The 18,889-nt window shown below is 60.5% G+C and carries 17 protein-coding genes; 8 read left to right on the forward strand and 9 right to left on the reverse strand.

Features of this window, described 5'->3' with window-relative positions; genetic code table 11:
• The first annotated feature begins 116 nt into the window (after positions 1-116).
• Positions 117-689 carry a methylated-DNA--[protein]-cysteine S-methyltransferase gene (locus tag AC1ATL_RS05705; protein ID WP_476569177.1) on the forward strand — a complete coding sequence of 191 codons (573 nt, stop codon included), beginning with the start codon at positions 117-119 and terminating at the stop codon, positions 687-689.
• A gap of 22 nt (positions 690-711) precedes the next feature.
• Here AC1ATL_RS05705 and AC1ATL_RS05710 read toward each other — a convergent pair whose 3' ends face one another.
• The 4 genes from AC1ATL_RS05710 to AC1ATL_RS05725 form a co-directional block, all read right to left on the reverse strand.
• Positions 712-1,515 (reverse strand): SDR family NAD(P)-dependent oxidoreductase, encoded by an 804-nt coding sequence (locus tag AC1ATL_RS05710; RefSeq protein ID WP_476569181.1) that lies wholly within the window; start codon positions 1,513-1,515, stop codon positions 712-714.
• A 150-nt stretch (positions 1,516-1,665) separates the two neighbouring features.
• Positions 1,666-2,184 (reverse strand): flavodoxin, encoded by a 519-nt coding sequence (locus AC1ATL_RS05715; protein ID WP_476569183.1) that lies wholly within the window; start codon positions 2,182-2,184, stop codon positions 1,666-1,668.
• Position 2,185: 1 nt separating this feature from the next.
• Positions 2,186-2,347 carry a hypothetical protein gene (locus AC1ATL_RS05720; RefSeq protein WP_432624021.1) on the reverse strand — a complete coding sequence of 54 codons (162 nt, stop codon included), beginning with the start codon at positions 2,345-2,347 and terminating at the stop codon, positions 2,186-2,188.
• 20 nt (positions 2,348-2,367) lie between these two features.
• A complete protein-coding gene (locus AC1ATL_RS05725) occupies positions 2,368-3,171 on the reverse strand; it encodes an SDR family oxidoreductase (protein ID WP_476569185.1) in 804 nt (267 codons plus the stop codon).
• A gap of 98 nt (positions 3,172-3,269) precedes the next feature.
• On the opposite strand from AC1ATL_RS05725, the gene AC1ATL_RS05730 reads away from it, so the two are divergent.
• Positions 3,270-4,205 (forward strand): LysR family transcriptional regulator, encoded by a 936-nt coding sequence (locus AC1ATL_RS05730; protein WP_476569187.1) that lies wholly within the window; start codon positions 3,270-3,272, stop codon positions 4,203-4,205.
• On the opposite strand, the gene AC1ATL_RS05735 is transcribed toward AC1ATL_RS05730, so the two are convergent.
• The 4 genes from AC1ATL_RS05735 to AC1ATL_RS05750 form a co-directional block, all read right to left on the reverse strand.
• Entirely contained in the window at positions 4,193-5,377 is a 1,185-nt protein-coding gene (locus AC1ATL_RS05735; protein WP_476569354.1) for a MalY/PatB family protein, read from the reverse strand. The genes AC1ATL_RS05730 and AC1ATL_RS05735 overlap by 13 nt on opposite strands.
• A 110-nt stretch (positions 5,378-5,487) precedes the next feature.
• A complete protein-coding gene (locus AC1ATL_RS05740; RefSeq protein ID WP_476569189.1) occupies positions 5,488-6,072 on the reverse strand; it encodes a DapH/DapD/GlmU-related protein in 585 nt (194 codons plus the stop codon).
• Between the two features lie 231 nt (positions 6,073-6,303).
• The gene (locus AC1ATL_RS05745; RefSeq protein ID WP_476569191.1) at positions 6,304-7,215 is read right to left on the reverse strand and encodes a DUF3737 family protein; all 912 of its coding nucleotides are present in this window, start codon (positions 7,213-7,215) and stop codon (positions 6,304-6,306) included.
• Between the two features lie 140 nt (positions 7,216-7,355).
• Complete coding sequence (locus AC1ATL_RS05750) at positions 7,356-7,871, reverse strand: NAD(P)H-dependent oxidoreductase (RefSeq protein ID WP_476569193.1); 516 nt, start codon at positions 7,869-7,871, stop codon at positions 7,356-7,358.
• A gap of 237 nt (positions 7,872-8,108) precedes the next feature.
• Between AC1ATL_RS05750 and AC1ATL_RS05755 the strand changes: the two genes are divergently transcribed.
• The gene (locus AC1ATL_RS05755; protein WP_476569356.1) at positions 8,109-8,837 is read left to right on the forward strand and encodes an AzlC family ABC transporter permease; all 729 of its coding nucleotides are present in this window, start codon (positions 8,109-8,111) and stop codon (positions 8,835-8,837) included.
• Positions 8,837-9,172, forward strand: coding sequence for a branched-chain amino acid transporter permease (locus AC1ATL_RS05760; RefSeq protein WP_432624039.1), 336 nt, complete (start codon positions 8,837-8,839; stop codon positions 9,170-9,172). The genes AC1ATL_RS05755 and AC1ATL_RS05760 overlap by 1 nt, the downstream gene beginning before the upstream one ends.
• 99 nt (positions 9,173-9,271) lie before the next feature.
• Here AC1ATL_RS05760 and AC1ATL_RS05765 read toward each other — a convergent pair whose 3' ends face one another.
• On the reverse strand, positions 9,272-10,438 hold the full coding sequence (locus AC1ATL_RS05765; protein WP_476569195.1) for a glycoside hydrolase family 3 N-terminal domain-containing protein: 1,167 nt from the start codon (positions 10,436-10,438) through the stop codon (positions 9,272-9,274).
• A gap of 218 nt (positions 10,439-10,656) precedes the next feature.
• Here AC1ATL_RS05765 and AC1ATL_RS05770 point away from each other — a divergent pair, with 218 nt between their 5' ends.
• The 4 genes from AC1ATL_RS05770 to mfd all read left to right on the forward strand — a co-directional run bounded on the left by AC1ATL_RS05770 (position 10,657) and on the right by mfd (position 18,775).
• Positions 10,657-13,908 carry a UPF0182 family membrane protein gene (locus AC1ATL_RS05770; RefSeq protein WP_476569197.1) on the forward strand — a complete coding sequence of 1,084 codons (3,252 nt, stop codon included), beginning with the start codon at positions 10,657-10,659 and terminating at the stop codon, positions 13,906-13,908.
• A gap of 98 nt (positions 13,909-14,006) precedes the next feature.
• Complete coding sequence (locus tag AC1ATL_RS05775; protein WP_432624029.1) at positions 14,007-14,519, forward strand: GNAT family N-acetyltransferase; 513 nt, start codon at positions 14,007-14,009, stop codon at positions 14,517-14,519.
• A gap of 106 nt (positions 14,520-14,625) precedes the next feature.
• Complete coding sequence (gene pth, locus AC1ATL_RS05780) at positions 14,626-15,225, forward strand: aminoacyl-tRNA hydrolase (protein ID WP_476569199.1); 600 nt, start codon at positions 14,626-14,628, stop codon at positions 15,223-15,225.
• On the forward strand, positions 15,215-18,775 hold the full coding sequence (gene mfd, locus AC1ATL_RS05785) for a transcription-repair coupling factor (protein ID WP_476569201.1): 3,561 nt from the start codon (positions 15,215-15,217) through the stop codon (positions 18,773-18,775). Before pth ends, mfd begins: the two co-directional genes overlap by 11 nt.
• Positions 18,776-18,889 lie beyond the last annotated feature (114 nt).

Here is an 18,889-nt window from a genome sequence, read left to right on the forward strand (position 1 = left end):
GTCGGACCGCTATTCCGCCATCGCCGCCATGGACATTCCGATTCATAAAGCGAAACGATGCGCTCCCTACCCGATGACGTTATGCTCGTAATTGTCGAAAGGAAAGGAGCCGCGGCATGCTTGACAGGTTGCATTACGATTCGCCTCTGGGAGGCATCACGCTGGTTGCGGACCGGGATTCGCTGCTCGGCCTTTGGTTCGATTGGGAACGCTATCTGGATGATGCGTTGCGGACGCTCGGATCGACTCGATCCGTAACGGAGGGGGAGTCGAAGCCGCTTGATCTTGCCTCGCAATGGCTGGATGATTATTTCGACGGGAAACGGCCTGATTCATCCATGGTTCCGCTACGGTTTGACGGTACGCCATTCCGTCGCAAGGTGTGGTCGTTGCTACGGGATGTGCCGTATGGGGAGACCGTCACATACGGCGAACTGGCTCATAGATTGGAAGCGATGAATGGCGATGGACGCAGGGTTTCCGCCCGTGCGGTAGGAGGGGCGGTAGGGCACAATCCTATTTCCATCATCGTGCCTTGCCATCGTGTTGTGGGAAGCGATGGCAGTCTGACCGGGTATGCGGGTGGTCTTGATACCAAAGTCGCCTTGCTTGAGCTGGAGCGGAATGGCGGAGATGCCTGCCGGCAGAAGCTGGACAAAGCGGATCCGACGTCACGGACGCGGTTCTGACGGCGTTTTTCGATTCGCCATTTCAATGGTGCGATGATTCATGTGCGTGCGGATTGCCGCCGTTCATGAACGCTGCCATGGTCCGGGTCACTGCGCGGGGAAGCGCGCGTTCGGCGAATGCGCCGGCCTTGGTGAGCGGACCGTGGTAGGCGAGGATCGAGCCGCGCATCATCCTGTGGTAGGCGAATGCCGCCAACTGGCGTGCGGTGGCAGGCTTGGTCATGGTGAAGAAGTTGCGGCCGCCCATCCTGGCGGCCTTGGCGAATCCGGTGGTCGTCGGCCCCGGGCATACGCAGGTCACCGTCACGCCCGTGCCGCGCAGCTCATAAGCCACGGCCTCCGACAGCGAGCGCACGAACGCCTTCGTGGCGAAATACATCGCCATGTACGGGCCGGCCATCATCGAGGCGACCGAGGAGATGTTGAGGATCCTGCCATGCCCGGCGGCGCGCATGTCGCGTCCATACCGGTAGGTGAGTTCGGCGAGCGCCTCCATGTTGAGCCGCATCATTTGTTGCTGCCGGTTCCAGTCGGCGTCGAGATAGCCGGTCCAGTCCGCGAATCCCGCGTTGTTGGCCAGGTATTCGATGGCGATCCCGTGCGACGTGGTGAAGTCGTGCAGCCGTTGCGGCGCGTCCGGTTCGCTCAGGTCGATGGCGAACGGCACGACGCGTACATGATAGCGGCCTTCCAACGCGTCCCTCACGGCGTCGAGCCGCGTCTGGCTGCGCGCCGTGATGACCAGATCGTGGCCGTTCGCGGCGAACAACGCCGCCAGTTCGCGTCCTATGCCGCTTGATGCCCCGGTGATGAGTGCGTATGACATATTGACCTCGTTGTCGACGGTTCCGTTCATGCATCAGTGTATCGCCACGCGCATATGTGGGGATTACCTGTATGGGGACCATATGGAAAACCCGTCCGGCCAGCTCCTTGGGGAACCGGCCGGACGGGCGCGGTATGCGGTTTGGATCGGTCAGCGCTGCTTGGACAGCCAGCTGTCCACGGCGTGCCGGGTCGCGTCGGCGTCCTGCTGCGCGGTGGTGCCGCGCACCGCCAGACCGTTCTCGATCGTCGCGCCGTGTGCAGCCTTGGCGATGTTGTTCGGTGTACCTCCGAGGCCGCTGCCCTCATGCGTGCAGAACGGGTAGATGGTCTTGCCGTTCCAATCGCGGCCTTCCAGGAAGGTGTAGACGGGCATCGGCGCGTCACCCCACCACATCGGGTAGCCGAGATAGATGGTGGTCGCCTTGTCGAGCGCGTCGATGTCGCCCTTGAGGGTGATGTGCGGGCGGGCGTTTGTCCGTTGCTCCTGTTGTGCCTCGACGGTGGTCTCGTCATAGCCTGCCGGGTACGCCTCATCGCGCACGATCTCGGCGATCGGCGCGCCGGCCGCCTGCGCGATCGCCTCGGCCAGTTTCGCCGTATTGCCGGTCTTCACCGTGCCCACGCCGTAGTTCTCGCCGGCGCGGGAGAAATACACCACTACTACCATGTCATTGCCTTTCCTGTCTGGTGTGTTTGTTGTCCTCGAAGTATCGGAATCGTGGGATCGGGTCGTATCGTCCAAGCCGGCTGCTTGCCTGTCGTGCTCCCGCAGCCGCCGAGGCGAGCATGGCGGTGTAGATGCAGGCGGCTGCGATTTTTCGGATGCGCATTCTTCTCCTTGGATATCGGATCACTCGGATCGATCGTCGGCTGACGCGAACGAAGTGACGGTTCTGAGATCCTCGATGACGCGTTTCGGTTGGATGGATAATGGGAAGTTCTCCTCGTCATGCGCGCCGTCGAGTGAACCGGACGGGTCGGCTTCGAGCGCGGCGAACAGCGGATTGAGGGAGTCTTGGGCGGGACCGTGCCGCGACACCAGCTCCAAGGTTTTGCGGTTCGCGGATTCGCAGCCGAGTGATGCGACCAATACCTGCGCTATCTGGCGGCGCGAGACCACGCCGTCGCGCGGGTCGGCGTACCGGTGCGTGTCGCCCTGCAGAAAGACGAGCCGTTGCTGGTCGGGATCGTTGTAGTCGAACCAGCCGGGGCGCACGATGGTGTACTCGTTGCCGCTGGCGCGTACGAGCCGCTCCGAACGGCGCTTCCAATCGTGGGCCTGCGAGGCGAGGTTGTAGCGCGAATCCATGCAGGTCACGCCGATGGCCGTCATGAGCGCGATGCGCACCCTGCGTCCCTCCAACGCGATCAGCGTATTGCGCACCGCACCGTAGTCGACCTTCTCGATCATGCTCGGCCCGTCGTGCGCGCCCATGGTGAACACCACGCTGTCGATGCCGGCGAGGGTGCCGCGCAACGACTCCACGCTGGTCAAATCGCCTTGCACGACCTCCACGCGCGGATCGAAGCACGCCCGGCCCGCGTCACGCACCAATGCCCGGGCATGGTAGCCGCGTTCGACGGCCTCGCACACGGCCAGGCGGCCGATGCTGCCGGTCGAACCGATGAACAGCACCCGTGTCGGTCTTGTCATGTTCGCCCCCCGTCATCGTTCCCGTAGTTTCGATGCCAGCCTAGAACCGAAGAAAAAAGATAACAAATACGGATATGCGATAGCATGGAATACGTAAAATGCATGTACTGGAAGGTGGGAAACACGTGGAGATCAAGGTGTTGCGTCATTTCATCGCGGTGGTGCAGGAGGAGGGCGTTACCGCGGCCGCCGAGGTGCTGCGCATCAGCCAGCCGGCCCTGTCCCGCCAGATCAAGGACCTTGAGGGGGAGATGGGTGCGACCCTGTTCGTGCGCGGCAACCGCGGACGTGCCTTGGAACTGACGCATGAAGGGCAATTGCTGTACCGTCGCGCATGCGAGATTGTGGAGCTTGCGGACCGTACCAGGTCGGAGATCGCCTCGGGCGAACAGGTCGAGGGCGACGTGCATGTGGCGGCCGCCCAGACCGCCGTGATGGATGTGCTGGCCAAGGCCGCGGTGCACGTGCGCGAGCTGCACCCCGGCGTGCGCATCCAATTGCACGACGATTACGGGGAGAACATCATGGAACGACTCAACAACGGGCTCGCGGACTTCGGCGTGCTGGTGCAGCCGGCCGACATGAGCCGCTACGATCACCTGCCCCTGCCCGGCGGCGACCGCATGGGACTGATCATGCGCCCTGACCATCCGCTCGCCGCGCGGAGCGGCGTGAAACCGGCCGACCTGCAGGGATTGCCGCTGATAGTACCCAAGGGGGCACTCGCCCGACGCGACCTGTCCGGCTGGTACAGCGGGAGCCTGCGGCCGTTCGACATCGTCGGCACCATGAACCTGACCTACAACGCCAGCCGGTTCGTGCGCGCCGGTTACGGCTGCGCGCTGTCGCTCGAAGGTCTGGTCGACACCGGCGAAGGCAGCGGTCTGACGTTCCGCCCGCTCGAACCGACGTTGCGGGCCTCGCTGAGTATGGCGTGGAAGAAAAGCCAGCCGCTCACCCCGGCCGCGCGGGCGTTCCTCGACTGCGTGCACGAAGTGGTGGGGGAGACGTCCCGGTCTGATCAGGCTCGGTAGTCGCGCAATCCCGCGAGGAAACGCGTCAGCCCCTCGACCATGCGCGAGCGCGGGCATGCCACGTTGATGCGCACGAAATCATGCCCGTCACCCCCGTATTCGGAGCCTTCGGAGAGCATCACCCTGTGCTCGCTCTTGAGATGGTCGCACAACGCATCGGTGTCGTGCGTGATGGCCGAGCAGTCGACCCACAGCAGGTAGGTGGCATGTCCCTCGATCATGATGATGCGACGGTCCGCGGGCACGGAGGCGTTGTATTCGTCGAACATCGCGCGCGCGGCGGCCTTGTTGCCGGCCAGATAGGCGCGCAGCTCATCCAGCCAGGGGCCGCCCTCGTTGAACGCGGCCAGCGTGGCGTCCATGGCAAACGCGTTCGGCTCGGCCACCTCGTCGGTGTTCAGGGCGCGCCACACCTTGTGGCGCAGCACGGGGTTCGGGATCATCACGGCCGCCGAGTTGAGGCCCGCGATGTTGAACGCCTTGGTCGGCGCCATGCAGGTCACCGAGTTCATCGCGCAATGCTCTCCCGCGGAGGCGAACGGCACGTAGCCGAAGCCCGGATCGGTCAGATCGCAGTGGATCTCGTCGCTGATCACCGTCACATGATGCTCCCAGCACAGTTCTCCGATGCGTGCCAGGGTTTCGCGATCCCAGATGCGGCCGATCGGATTGTGCGGGTTGCATAGGATCATCAGCGTGGTCTGCGGGTCGGCGAGCTTCGCCTCCAGATCCGCCCAGTCAATCGCGTAATGCCCCTCGCCGTCATAGGCGAGCGGGGATTCGAGTACCCGGCAGCCGTTGTTGAGGATCGAATTGAAGAAGATGTTGTAGACCGGCGTCTGGATGAGCACGTTCTCGTTCGGCGTGGTGAGCTTGCGGACCATGCTGGAGATTGCCGGCACCACGCCGGTGCAGAACACCAGCCATTCCGGGTCAATGGCGAGATCATGCCGTCGGTCCCACCAGTCCGCATAGGCCCGGCTCCATTCGGGCGGCACGATCGAATAGCCGAATACGCCGTGTTCGACACGGCGGCGCAGCGCCTCGCGAATCTCGGGCGCGGTCTGGAAATCCATGTCCGCCACCCACATGGGCAGCGCGCCGCCGGCCTCCTCCCACTTGAGCGAGTACGTGCCGGAACGGTCGATCGGGGTATCGAAATCGTAGGTCATGTGTCCAAACATAGGAATCCCGTGCAGGCGAAGTCAAATACGCCGGTCCCGCCCGGCGGCGCCCGCCATCCATGCGCCGACCGGCGGGGCCGGGTCCCGACGAAACGGGGCTACTCCGTCTGCTCGTTCGGATCGAGTGTCTTTATGACCCTCGCCGGCGAGCCGACGGCCACCGCATAGTCGGGGATGTCGCGCGTCACCACCGCGCCGGCGCCGATCACGGCGTACTCGCCGATGGTCACGCCCGGGCAGATCGTCACGTTCATGCCGATCCACGCGTTTTTCTTGATGATCACCTTGCCGTAGGTGTAGATGGAATGACGGGCGTTGAAATCATGGTTGATGGTGGCGATGCGCACGCCCGGCGCGACCTGCACGCCGTCGCCGAACTCGATGCCGCCCGAGGCGGACAGGATGGCCGAATGGTTGATGAACACGTTGTGCCCGAAGGTCACACGGTTGCCGAAATCGCAGGTGAACGGCGTCAGGATACGCACGTCGTCGAGCTTCCTTGCGAACAGCTTCTCAAGATAGCCCACATAGGACGGGTCGTCCGGCAGGACCTGGTTCGCCCTCGCGCACAGCGTACGCGAACGCATCATCTCATCGACCGCCTCCCTGAAATACGGTTCGCGGTTGTCGGTCGGACCACCTTGGTCCATCAACTCGTACACATAGCCCTCGCGGTACTCCACGGTATGCTCCTTGTCTTCATAACGATCGATGTCGTGACCATTATGAAGGCATGAAGCCGGCAAAACTAATGCGCGTAATGATTGTTTTATCATGCGTATTACGCATATTGTCAATTATCAATACGTTTTTTGTATATAGTTTATACAAGACCGGCGGGGCGGAGGATATGGCAAAGCCGGCCACGAAAATGGTGGCCGGCTTTGCTTCGTTCGGTTGGCTTTTTACCTCGCTCAGTCGGCGTTGTCGCCGGCGAGGATGACCTTGACCTTGCTCGGATCGATTTTTCCCGGGTCGAGCGTCAGCTCGCCGATCGCATCGGCGCGGATCGTACCAGCGCTCGGATTGAGCACGCTGTCGATCGTGCCGTGAATGTCCGCATCCACCGTGGAATACTCGAACGCCAACGTCGTATTGATCAGCCGGCAGTTGCGCAACACCAGATTATCCACGTAGCACAAGCCCTGCAGGCTTTCAATCGTACAGTTCTCGAATGTCACGTTCCGCGAATTCCACGCCAGATACTCGCCCGAAATGAACGAGTCGCGCACCGTCACGTTCTCGCAGTTCCAGAAGCAATCCTTCGAGATCAGCCGCGAATTCGAGATCTCCACGTCACGCGCCCCGTCGAACGGATAATTGCCCACCAGACGCAGATTGTCGGCCTTCACGTTCTCACAGTTCATCGCCAGATAATCGCCATGCGCGCTCACATTGTCCAACGTCACGTCACGGCAGGACCACAACGTCTCCTCGGCATTCGGGAAATCCACGTTGCGCAGCGTCACATCATGGGCACGACGGAAGTTCTTCGGCGCCTCGATCGTCGAATCCTCCACCGTGATATGATCCGTATACCATACGCCCGCACGCCCCATCTCGAACCACGTGCAGTTCCTCGCCCTCACATTGCTGCAATACCACAGCGGATACTTCCACTTGAATGAGCTCTCCACCAGTTCGATGTCGCGCGCATGCTTCAACGGCGACTCGCCATCGTCGAAAATGGTATCGACATACCGACGGTTCCGAGCGAAGAACTCCGCGCGCTCGCCGGTGAGGAAGGCTTGGCGGACCTCGACCATGCCATCGGTATCAGGGGTATCAGTGGTGTCTTGGGTGCTGTTCAACATGTGCTCCTTCATATGCTCCGTTGCACAAGATAGGAACTTCAAGTGCTCGAAGTCAAACGGGGAGTCACGTTCGTTACTGGCGAACGCGGTTCCCCGCTGTCTTGTCTCCTCGACGTCAATACCTGCCACGTCCGAAACGGGCGGCCAATCGATCAGGCGGTCAGCGCCGTCGGATATTCGGCCACGGCGGCATCGATCTGCTCGTCGGTGGCAGTGGCGACGCCCTGGATGAAGAACGGTTTGAGATACGTGGCATGTATATAGCGCACCGTCTCCTCGAACGGGAGCAGCAATTCCTCCATGGTGTGCAGATGGCTGCCCTCATGCGTATACGTGTCGGCCGGGGAACCGGTGGACACCGCCAGCATGAACTCCTTGCCCTCCAACGCGCGGCCACCGGCATACGCCCAACCGGACTTCAGCACCTCATCCTCCCACTGCTTGAGCAGCGCAGGGGAGCTGAACCAGTAGAACGGGAACTGCAGCACGATACGATCATGCGTCTCAAGCAGCTCCTGCTCATGCTCGACATTGATCCTGAAATCCGGGTACGAGGCGTATTCGTCGACCACCGTCACATCACCGGTTTCGTTGGCGACGTCCATGAGTTTGCGGTTGACCCGCGATTTCTCCAAATGCGGGTGGAATACCAGAACCAGTGTTTTCATCCATGCTCCTTCTTCGATGGCTTTCGGTATGAAGAATGATAATCGTTCCGTTCATGCTTTGGGCGTAATCCGTCATAACCGTCGTCGATACCATCAGGGGCGTTTGACGGGGATGACGATAGTATGATGGCCGTGTTCAACGGGTTTGTTCCATAGGAGTTTCAAGAGAGGAGTGGGAGTTTGGCATCAGGTGCGCAGGAAAGGAAGACGGCCATTGCGGGGGCGTTCACGACCGCATTGCCCAGAACGCTGCCGGTCTGTATAAGTTTCTTCTTCTTGGCGTTGTCCTACGGCGTGCTGATGGGAACGCGCGGGTTCTCATTCCTATGGCCCATGTGCATGAGCGCGTTCATCTTCACCGGATCCATGGAATTCGTCACGGTCGACCTGCTCGTCTCCGCGTTCAATCCGCTCGCAGCCTTCATGCTGGCCGTCATGATCGGCATCCGGCATCTGTTTTATGGCATTTCGATGCTTGGCCGATTCAAGAACATGGGATTGAAGAAGCCATATCTCATCTTCTCGTTATGTGACGAGACCTTCGCCATCGACAATGGAACGAAGATTCCCGACACCGTTGACCGCGGATGGTTCTATTTCTTCGTCGGTCTGCTCAACCAAGCCTCCTGGGTGGCCGGAGCCACGTTCGGAGGCATTCTCGGAGGACGGATCACTTTCGGCACTTCCGGGCTTGATTTCGTCATGACCGCCATGTTCGTGGTCATTTTCGTGGATCAATGGATGACGACGAAGCATAAAAGCCATATGGCCGCGTTGACCGGAATCGCGGTGCCCGCCATCTGCCTGAGCCTGTTCGGTCCCGACGATTTCATGATTCCCTCGTTGGTCGTCATGCTTGTCGTATTCCTCGTGCTGCGTCCTTACCTGGACGACCTGAACATTCAGGGCACGGGCGATGAGACGGGCAAGGAAAACGAATCCATGGACAAGGAGGCTCACGCATGATGACCATGACCATTTGGCAGGGCGTAGTCACGATACTCATGGCCATGCTCGGCACCGTGCTGACGCGGTTCCTGCCGTTCGTGCTGTTCCCCGAATCGAAGGAGCCTCCGCGTTTCATCACCTATCTTGGCACCGTGTTGCCGTATGCCATGACGGGACTGCTCGTCGTCTATTCGCTGAAGGGCGTGCATCCGTTGACCGGAAACCATGGCGCTCCCGAAGCGATAGCGATCGTGGTCATCATCCTGCTGCATCTATGGAAGAAGAACATGCTGCTGTCGATCGCAGGCGGCACCGCGGCATACATGCTGCTGGTGCAACTGGTGTTCGTCTGATGCCTGTCTGATTCGGTGCTCATCCGATTGATGATTGTGGAACGGCGCCTTCCCGTGATGTCTTTTCGATTGGAGATCCGTCAACGACGGCCGTCGTGGTCATTGCGCGATCCCCAAGCTGTATTTCAGCGTCATGACACGTTCCGCCGACCGTGTCACCTGTTGCGCGAATGAAGGATCGGCGGACGCCTTGGCCTTGAGCCCGTCAAGCACCGGCTGCACGTATGAGAAGGCTCCAATACAAGCCAGATCGCCGCCGGCCTCAACCAGGCGTACGCCCAAATCGCTTGGTTGGATGCCGTTTAATGCGGCCGCGGACATGGAATCGGAGGTGATGACGCCCTGAAAACCAATGGTGCCGCGCAGATAGTCGGTGATCAGTGAACGGGAGAATACGGCCGGATTGTCCGGATCAATCCGCTGATAGGTTGCCAAGGACATCATCACCATCGACGGATTCACGTCGAGCGTGGTGTTGAACGCGTTGATTTCCGGACCATCCAATGTCGTGGTGGTGTCAAGAATGCCATTGGAGGTGAAGTCGGTGTTGCCGGTCACCGAGCCCAAGCCCGGATAGTGCTTGATGGCGCTGCCTACCCCCGAATCGGATAGTCCCTGGATGAATGCCTTCGCATGCTCCGCATTGCCGGCCGCGTCAAGGCCGAAATCGCGGTACAGCGCGCCGATCGGGGCGTTCGATGAACGATCCACAGTCACCGTGCCGACTACCGGCGCCAAATCCACATTGATGCCCGCGGTTTTGAGCTGCGCGCCCCAGGTCGCGGCTGATTGCCGCAGCTGGGCGGTGTCCATCGTTCCCTGATAGGTGGCTGACGGCATGGTATCGAAACCGCTTCCCCTCAGATACTGCACCGAACCGCCCTCCTGGTCGGTCGTCATCAGCAGCCGATTATTGGAAGGGGCATATGATTGCAATTCGGACGTCGCGGCTGAAACCCCGGTTGTGCCGGAATCCCAATTGCCGATGATCAATACCGAGCCGACATGCCGGTCTACGATGAGATCACGCAACATGGATGGGTCGGATCCTGCTGGCAACGGCACCATGACCAGCTGACCTATCCGCTCATCGATATCCATGGCTTCGACGGCGCGCACCGCCTTGCCGTGCGGCGAATCATCCGCAACGGACGGAACCGCGGATTTTTCAAGAGAGCCATGCATGATTTCCGTGTCGGGCATGGAGATGGAGGAATCTGAACCGGCATCGCCGGAACAAGCCGACAACGCCAACGGAAGCGCCATGACACACCAAATCGCCACGAAACGTCTGAAAGAAATGCAAGGCCTCTTCTTCACGCGGCCATTATCGCATACACGATTGCCGATGGTGCTGGCACGGTGCAGAGTGTCGCGTCCGCGTCCCTGCTTGGAAAATCCGGAAAATGAAGGATTCAGCCTGTGGATTGATTCGTTCGGCTACCGGCATAATGGCGTTCCCCGCCTATCGCTAGGCTGTTAGCATGTCTTTCTTTGATATGTTTGGTCCCATGTTCGATCCCGAGGGCGGTTCGGACCGTGCCGGTGGACAGCGTTCCCGCAGACCCGACAACGACGATCCGATAATCCTGAACGTCGAGACGGACGGCGGGGATGGCCCCCGGCGATCGGCGAACGTTCCTCCGAAAAGACCTTCTGGCCCCCGCATCGCCAGCAGGCCGGACCGTCCTAGGAAATCGTCGAATGGCAGCAGGATCCTCATCGGCGTGGTTCTGACACTCGCCATCGTCATCGGACTGTTCTTCGCGCTCGCCCAATTCATCACCGACGTCATGTGGTACGGCCAGCTCGGCTTCCAAAGCGTCATCTGGACGCAGCTTGGCACCAGGGTCGGTCTGTGGCTGGCCTACGCGGTGCTGCTCGCCGCGGTCGGATACATTTCCGCCACGCTGGCGATCCGCGCCCGTCCCGACGCGGCCGATGGCTCCACCATCCGAGTGAACGGCGACACCATCGAAATCGGCAAAAGCGTGAGCTCCAAGCACGCGCGCCGCATCGCCGTGGTCATCTCCCTGCTCGTCGGATTGGTGTTCGGCTCCCAGTTCAATGCCAACTGGTCCGAGATCCTGCTCATGTTCAACGCGCAGAGCTTCGGCACCAAGGATCCGCAGTTCGGCATCGACAACGGTTTCTACGTGTTCGTGCTTCCCGGCCTGAAACTCATCATGTCGGCGGTCTCGCTGCTGCTGCTCGCGGGCATCATCTTCTCCGTTGTCACCCACGTACTGATGGGCGGCATCCGCTTCACCATGCCGGTGAACGGCCGCGGTCTGTTCCACATCACGAAGCGCGCGCGTCGTCAGATCGGCATCTGGCTGATGCTCAACATGTTCGCGTGGGCCGCCAACCAAGTGCTGGGAGTGTTCTCCCATCTGACCGAACAGGGAAGCCGCATCACCGGCGCCACCTACACAACGGTGAACGCAACCATTCCCGTCACATTCATCATGGCCGCCATCACCGCGCTGCTTGGCGTCGTGCTGGGCGTGTGGATCATGAAATCGCATGCGCTGGAAGGTTCCGCCCCTATCGCAGCCCGGGCCTCCGAGGCGCTCAAGGCGTGGAAGGTGCCGACCGTGGCCATCGCCTCCGCCATCGTGGTGAGCCTGGTGCTTACCGTGGCCTGGCCCGTTCTGCTTCAGCGGTTCCGCGTCAATCCGAACGCGCAGGAGATGGAATCCTCCTACATCCAGCGCAATATAGACGCCACCCGTGCGGCGTATGGTCTGGACAAGGTGAAGACCGAACAATACAAGGCCACCACCGAAGGCGAGGAAGGTGCGTTGGCCGATTCCGCCGAATCGACCGCGCAGATCCGGCTGCTCGATCCGCAGATCGTCTCCCCGACGTTCAAGCAGTTGCAGCAGTCGAAGCAGTATTACACGTTCGCGGACACCGTCGCGGTCGACAAGTATGACATCGACGGTGTCAGCCAGGATACGGTGATCGCCGCCCGCGAGCTCGATTTGGACGGTCTTGACAACCGCAACTGGGTCAACGACCATACCGTATACACGCATGGCTATGGAGTGGTGGCGGCCTACGGCAACAAAGTGACCGCCGATGGCCAGCCGAAGTTCTTCGAAGCCGGCATCCCCACTCAAGGCAAGCTCACGGACAGTGAGAAGTACGAACCGCGCATCTACTTCTCCCCGAACGCCACGGAGTATTCGATCGTCGGCGCTCCGGAAGGCACCAAATCATGGGAATTCGATTATCCGACCGGCTCGGAGGGAGCCACCAACACCTTCGATGGCGACGGTGGTCCGAAGATCGGCAATATCTTCTCACGCCTCTTGTACGCCATCCGCTTCGGTTCCGACCAGATTCTGTTCTCCAATCGAGTGAACGCCGATTCGCAGATCCTGTACGACCGTTCCCCGAAGGAACGCGTCGCCAAGGTGGCGCCGTATCTGACGCTTGACGGCCGCGTGTATCCGGCGGTGGTGGACGGCCGTGTCAAGTGGATCGTCGACGGTTACACTACGTCGGACGCCTATCCGTATTCGCAGATGACCGATCTGGGCGAGGCCACCAAGGACTCCACGACGGAATCCTCCGCTACGGTGAGCAGCCTGAACTCGAAGAACGCCAACTACATCCGCAATTCCGTGAAGGCCACCGTGGACGCTTACGACGGTTCCGTCGACCTGTATGTATGGGACCAGTCCGATCCGGTCATCAAGGCTTGGGAGAAGATCTTCCCCGGTCAGTACCACCAGCTGTCGGAGATCTCCGGCGATCTGATGAGCCACATGCGTTATCCGGAAAGCCTGTTCAAGGTGCAGCGTGAGCTGCTGGCCAAGTACCATGTTTCCAGTGCCAATCAGTTCTTCTCCGGCGAGGACTTCTGGCAGACGCCGGTCGACCCGACCGAATCGCAGCAGGCCCAGCAGCGGGACATCCTGCAGCCGCCGTATTACCTGACATTGCAGACCGGAGGTTCAAGCGAACCTGTGTTCTCGCTGACGTCGTCGTACATCCCCGCCGGCACATCCACCAGGGAGATCCTGACCGGATTCCTGTCGGTCGATTCCGATGCGGGACACGACAAGGGAAAGATCGGCTCGAACTACGGCACCATACGATTGCAGGAACTGCCGAAGGACTCCAATGTGCCGGGTCCAGGACAGGCGCAGAACAACTTCAACGCGTCCGCCGACGTGTCCAAGGAGCTCAACCTGCTCGAATCCGGTTCCACCAACGTGCAGCGCGGCAACCTGCTCACCCTGCCTCTCGGCGGAGGGCTGGTCTACGTGCAGCCGGTCTACGTCAAATCGTCCGGTTCCACCAGCTTCCCGCTGCTCAAGAAGGTGCTGGTTGCCTTCGGTGACCAGGTCGGTTTCGCCGACACATTGGATGAGGCGTTGGACCAGGTGTTCGGAGGCGATTCCGGAGCGTCGGCCGGCGATGCCGAGAACGCCGGGGATTCTGCTACAAATAAGCCGAATGATGGGAAGAACGATTCATCCGACGGCAAGACAGGGGGTGATGGCAAGCAGGACGTCTCCTCCGGTACGGATGGCGACACGGCCGGCAATGCCGGTGATTCGTCCTCCACTATGAGCACCGACCTGAAGAACGCCCTCAACGACGCCTCGCAGGCCATGAAGGATTCCGACGCTGCCATGAGGAAGGGCGATTGGTCCGCCTACGGAGAAGCGCAGAAGAAGCTTCAGGAGGCGTTGGACAAGGCCATAGAACTCGAACGGTGATCTTTCGTTCGGCATATGGCGGCAAGACAGGGCCGGTTTCCCCTTGGAAAACAGGGAATCCGGCCCCTTGTCGTTTGCGGACGGGTATGCTGGAGCGCATGGCCGAATACTCTTTCCGCATCGCGACGCAGACCGACATCCAGGCGATCACCGACATCTACAATGCCGCCGTCATCCACGGAGGATCTTCCGCGGACACCACGCCACGCACCTTCGAACAGCGCAAGGCATGGGTCGAATCGCACCATGATCCATATGCGGTGTTCGTCACCACCGTGCCAACGCCGAATGGCGGTGAGGAGGTCATCGGATTTTCCGCGCTCTCCGTGTTCTATGATCGCGCCGGCTACGATGGCGTCACCGACCTCGCCTACTACATCGCGCCTGAATGGCAGGGCAGGGGAGCGGGTGTCTTCACGCTGTCCAGACTGCTCGACGAATGCCGAAGCCGTCACATGCGCAAGGCCTGCGGCATCATCTTCGCGGACAACAAAGGCTCCATCGCGTTGATGAGACATTTCGGCTTCACGCAATTCGGACTTATGCCCCAGGCGGCCACGGATTCCACGGGCACCATGCGGGACATGAGCTATTGGTATCTCGACCTGTAAACACCTGTCAGTAGAATTTTCGCGGTTATCAAGGCGAAGGCATTGAGCGCCATGCGAGAATGCGGGACAAACGCATAGAACACGAACAGAGGAATGGACGATTTCGATGGCATCTGATTTCTGGTTGATCGCAGGATTGGGTAATCCGGGTTCCAAATACGAAGGCACCCGCCACAATATGGGGTTCATGACCGCCGACGTGCTGGCGGAACGTTGGTCGGTCAACTTCTCCGACCATAAGGGTCTTGCCATGCTCGGCAAGGGCGTGATGAGCCTGTCCGGACGCAATGTCAAGTTCTTCCTGGCCAAACCGCTCACCTACATGAATGAATCCGGCAGCGCCATCGCCTCCATCAGCGCGTACTACCATATCGAACCGGACCATATCGTGGTGATCCATGACGACATGGATCTCGATTTCGGCCGCATCAAAATCAAGGCCGGCGGCTCGGCAGGCGGACACAACGGCATCAAATCCATCGACCGTTCGCTTGGCACGCCGAAATACGCGCGCGTGCGCATGGGCGTCGGACACGCGCAGCGTGGCGCGCATGCGCACGACAACACCGTGAATTGGGTGCTGGGTGGTTTCGGACCGGACCAGCGTAAGCGGCTTCCTGAATTCCTAGCGGATGGTGCCGATGCGGCCGAGACCATCATCTTCGACGGTCTTGCCAAGGCCCAGGAGCGTTTCAATGGCCGCTGAACAGACGGGACGGCAGACTCAGCCGCCGACCGTGGGATCGCTTGCGGGCATTCTCGATGTGCTGGAAACCGATGACGATTTCCGTGCGTTGATCGCAGGCGAGGTCGACGAACCGGAATCCGATATCGATCCGAGCATCACCGTCGGTGCGCCGGAGGGGCTGCGCCCGGCGCTTGCCGCCGGAGCGGCCGGGAATCGGCCTGTCGTGCTTGTCGTGGCATCCAGCCGCGAAGCCGAGGAAACCGTGGAATCTATCCGTTCCTGGTATGGCGGCGACCCGAATGATGTGGCGCAACTCGAAGCGTGGGAGACCCTTCCCCACGAGCGTCTCTCCCCGCGCGCGGATACCGTGGCGAGCCGCATGGCGGTTTTCCGCAGGCTGCGGCATCCCGAGGAGGGGAGCGGACTGTTCGGACCCATCCGCATTCTGGTCATGCCGGTACGTTCCTTGATCCAACCGGTGGTCGCGGGCCTCGGCGACGTTGAGCCACTGGTGTTTTCTCAAGGCGAGGAGCTGCCGCTCGACGAGGCCTCCCGCAAATTGGTTGAGAACGCATACACTCGCGTCGACCTTGTGATGGACCGTGGTGAATTCGCCGTCCGTGGCGGCATCATCGACGTTTTCCCTCCCACGCTGCCGCATCCGGTGCGTATCGAGTACTTCGGCGACGAGATCGACACCATCAGGGAATTCCATGCGTCCGACCAACGCACCTACGGTGAGGCCATTGCCACCGTATGGGCGACTCCCTGCCGGGAACTGCAGCTGACGGAACAAATCCGTCAACGCGCGAAATCGCTTGTCGGCTCCATTCCCAATGCGGAGGACATGCTTGAATCCATAGCAAACGCCATCCCCGTCGAAGGCATGGAGTCATTGCTGCCCGCCTTGGTAGACGACATGGAACCGGTGCAGGGCATGCTTCCCAAGAACGCGCTGATCATGCTGTCCGATCCGGAAAAGCTTCGTCGCGCAGCCGATGACTTGGCTAAAACAGCCAATGAATTCCTCGCTGCCAGCTGGCATGTCGCCGCTTCCGGGCATGGTGCCGGCGCTCCGATCACCTTCGATCAGGCGAACTTCTACGATTTCGAGGAGACGATTTCCTCGCTTATCTTCTCCAGGCATGACGTGTGGAAACTCACCAGCTTCGGCGTGGATGGCACCCGGGAGGGACATATCCAGCTCGATGCGACCAAGCCGGACGAATACCGTGGCGATGAGACCAAAGCGGCGACTGGCATCGAAGGCCTGCTCGACGCCGGTTACGCGGTGACCGTCACGGCAGCCGCGCAGGGAACGCTGGCGCGTCTGAAGCGTGCCATCAACGAAACAGGCATCGCGAATTTCGATTGCGTCCGATCGCGTGCCGTCGACGGTTTCGTGGACAACGCCGCGAAAATCGCCTTGCTCACCGAACGCGACATCACAGGGCGTACGTCCGCCGCCGGCCAGGCGAAGACCCCCAAACGCCGTCGCAAGGCCATCGATCTGATGGAGCTCAAAACCGGCGATTATGTCGTGCATGAGCAGCATGGCATCGGCCGTTTCGTGGAGATGCGTCAACGTACCATCGGCAAAGGTGAGAACAGGACCACCCGCGAATATCTGGTCATCGAGTACGCGCCCAGCAAGCGTGGCGCGCCGGCCGACAAACTGTTCATTCCCACCGACCAGCTCGACCAGGTCAGCAAATACATCGGTGCCGAGACGCCGAAACTCAACAAATTGGGCGGCTCCGACTGGGCCGCCACCAAGGCCAAGGCGCGCAAGCACGTGCATGAGATCGCCGAGGACCTGGTCAAACTCTACTCGGCGCGTCAACGCACAAGAGGTTACGCCTTCAGCAAGGACACACCATGGCAGAAGGAGCTGGAGGACGCCTTCCCGTACCAGGAGACCGCCGATCAGCTCACCACCATCGACGAGGTCAAGTCGGATATGGAGAAGCCCATTCCGATGGATCGCCTGATCTGCGGCGATGTGGGCTTCGGCAAAACCGAGATCGCGGTGCGTGCCGCGTTCAAGGCGGTGCAGGATTCCAAGCAGGTGGCCGTGCTGGTGCCGACCACCTTGCTGGTGCAACAGCATTTCGAGACCTTTACCGAACGCTATGAGGGCTTCCCGGTGAACGTGGCGGCCATGAGCCGTTTCCAGACCACCAAGGAGATCAACGACACCATCAAAGGTCTCGAGGACGGTTCCGTGGACGTGGTCATCGGCACACACAAGCTGCTCAATCCGAAAATCAAGTTCAAGGATCTGGGACTTGTCATCATCGACGAGGAGCAGCGTTTCGGCGTCGAGCACAAGGAGACACTCAAGGCGCTACGGACCAATGTGGACGTGCTGAGCCTGTCGGCCACGCCTATCCCTCGCACGTTGGAAATGGCCGTCACCGGCATCCGGGAGATGTCCACGTTGGCCACGCCGCCGGAGGACCGTTTGCCGGTGCTCACCTATGTGGGCGCCTATGAGGACGCGCAGGTCACCGCGGCCATCCGACGCGAGCTGCTGCGCGGCGGTCAGGTGTTCTACGTGCACAATCGGGTCCATGACATCTCCTCCGTCGCTGCGAAGATCCATGAGCTGGTGCCCGAATCGCATGTCGGCATCGCGCATGGCAAGATGGGGGAGAAGCAGCTTGATGGCGTGATTCGCGACTTCTGGCACCGTGACATCGACGTGCTGGTCTGCACCACCATCATTGAGACCGGTCTTGATATCTCCAATGCGAACACGTTGATTGTCGATCACGCCGACCGGTTCGGCTTGAGCCAATTGCACCAGTTGCGCGGCCGTGTCGGACGTGGGCGAGAGCGTGCGTACGCGTATTTCCTGTACGATCCGACCAGGCCCATGACCCAGCAGTCGCATGACAGACTTGCCACCATCGCGCAGAACACCGCACTGGGGTCGGGCTTCGACGTGGCCATGAAGGATCTCGAGCTGCGCGGCACCGGCAATCTGCTGGGCGATGAGCAGAGCGGCCACATCGAGGGCGTCGGGTTCGACCTGTACGTGCGTATGGTCTCCGAGGCGGTCGAACAGTATAAGGAGCCGGAACGCAAGGAGCCGGTCGCGGTCACCATCGACCTGCCTGTGGAGGCGTCCATTCCCGTCGAATATATCGATTCGGACAAATTGCGATTGGAGGCCTATCAGAAACTCGCTTCCGCCCGCACCGAAGAGGATCTCGACGAATTGCGCGATGAGCTCACCGACCGTTACGGTAAACCGCCGGTCGATTTCGAGGCGTTGTTCGACGTGGCGAGGCTGCGTTTCAAGGCGAGGAAACTCGGCATCTCCGAGATCATCGCGCAGGGACGCAACGTACGCGTGTCGAAATTCGAGCCGCGTGAATCCGTACAGATGCGCATGGCCAGAATCTACAAGGGTATCCAGTACCGGCCTTTGACCAAAACGTACATCGTGCCGGCTCCGTTCGCTGGTTCGCTCGGCTCCAAGCCGATGAGTTCGGATGAAGTGGTCGGGTGGACCAGTCAGTTGCTCGATGATTTGGACTGGAAGCCGACACCGCGTCGTTGATGTTGCATTCCGATGATGATGTGAGCGCTCACATAAAACATGTCGGCGGAGTTTGCCATACGTCCATAAATCGCACTATTCTTGGCAATGTCATCACAACCTAACGTTTATAAG

The sequence above is a fragment of the Bifidobacterium sp. LH_743 genome, from assembly GCF_056355775.1.